The organism is Alicyclobacillus sp. SP_1, assembly GCF_024706985.1.
GTDB lineage: Bacteria > Bacillota > Bacilli > Alicyclobacillales > Alicyclobacillaceae > Alicyclobacillus_I.
Window position 1 is genome coordinate 1 of record NZ_JAMCCX010000097.1, and the last position, 1,600, is coordinate 1,600.

1 protein-coding gene is annotated in these 1,600 nt (G+C 53.0%); it reads right to left on the reverse strand.

Annotation, left to right across the window (positions count from 1 at the left end; all coding sequences use genetic code 11):
• Positions 1 to 204: 204 nt before the first annotated feature.
• Positions 205 to 1,494: an IS110 family RNA-guided transposase gene (locus M4I36_RS16175; RefSeq protein WP_258112798.1), complete on the reverse strand. Its 1,290-nt coding sequence runs from the start codon at positions 1,492 to 1,494 to the stop codon at positions 205 to 207.
• Between the last annotated feature and the right edge of the window lie 106 nt (positions 1,495 to 1,600).

A 1,600-nucleotide genomic window follows, 5' to 3' on the forward strand; every position in this document is an offset into this window, starting at 1 on the left:
GTTTACCCTCTCATGTCTCACAGGGTCTATGCCCTCAGCAGTCCTTCGTACGACCTATCGAAAGGGTGGAGGCCAGCTAAGCTTAAGTACAGGGTCTGTGCCCGAATGGAGAAAATGTCTGCTGGCTTCTCCGTGCTCTACGTTTGTCTAATGCATGTTCATTGCTGGTACGATATCTTGAGCGAAACGATGTCAGTCTCGTAATTAAGCAGCCTGGTTCGTCAGCCGTCGGTAAGCCGGTCCAAGGGCTCGGATGGGATCGTAATCCACATGCCGTGTGCCCATCGTAAACAAGATGCGTATTAGTTTTCCACAGAGTGCGACAAGCGACTGTTTGGGCTTAAGCGGGTTATCCACACGAGTCTTGAAGTGCTGGTGCAACAGTTTGAACTCTGGATTTGTAGCCACCAGGAAGAACACGCCTCGGTAGAGTAGGGCCCGTAGCCTTGACCGACCTCGTTTGCTAATGACTGTCTGGCCTTTGTGCATGCCAGAACTGTCTTCTTTCAAATTCAGCCCTGCGAGTTTGCGAATCTGGTGCCAGCTTGTGAATAACGACAGGTCTCCGACTTCGGCCAGGAATCCAGCGACTGTGGATAAGCCGAGACCTGGTATTCCAAGCATTTGTGTGGCCCCTGGAATCTCCGCCAACAACTCGGCGATCTGCCCCTCCAGTTGGGTCAATTGCTGCCCTATCAGGTCATATTGGCTCATCAGGATCTGCAGCTCCTGACGGGCCATAGTTAACCCCTGTCGTAGGCCTATGGATTTCTGTGCAACGCTCACAAGCTTCTTTGCCGCCTTCAATCCAACGCCTCGCTTGATATCCGCCTCCCTCCACATGTGGACAACTTGTTCTGGCTCCATGTTCGAGATATCCACAGGCAGCCATGCTTTGCGTAAGAGAGCCAGTGCCGCTTTGCCATTCCAGTCTTTGAACACGGTCGGCACGAACTCTGGAAAGAAGCGGTCCAACCAGTTGTGGATGCGGCCTGTCACGCGCTGCAAATCTTCCATCAAGCGCTCCCGCTGATTCATGCCGGTGCGTAGTTCGGCGTGTACACCGAGAGGGATGATGGGCTCCGCGTAACGACCGTCCTTGACCAGACGAGCGATGGTCAGCGCATCTTTCACGTCGTTCTTGGTGGGTGAATTGTCGTCCAGCTCCTTGCTCTTCTTGACGTGCGACGGATTCACATGAACCACCTGGATACCCCGTTGCTGCAAGTACTGAGCGAGCGCCATCCAATAGTGGCCCGTTGGCTCCATGCCAATCACCACATCATTCTTGGTATGCGAACGCTTCAATTCTTCCAGCCATTGCTCTAGACCTTCGAGCCCAGTCCTGGTATTCTCGAAGGCGAGGGGCTTGCCTAGTTCGATACCTCGCCAATCGACGCTTCTTGCTACGTGCGTATGCTTGGCGATATCGATACCGACGACGAGCGTTCCCTCCGTGATGCGCTGAATCTTGGCGTTCACATTCCTTGCCATGGTTGCTTCACCCTCCTGTGATTTCGTGTTGGTTTCGTCACCTACCACGATACCAGGAGGTTTTTTAATCTAGCAAATCTTAAATTGCTTCATTACAGGACTGCTT

What these genes read in the sequence shown, in the direction of transcription:
- M4I36_RS16175 (WP_258112798.1), bottom strand. Translation starts at nt 1,494, where the DNA reads ATGGCAAGGAATGTGAACGCCAAGATTCAGCGCATCACGGAGGGAACG.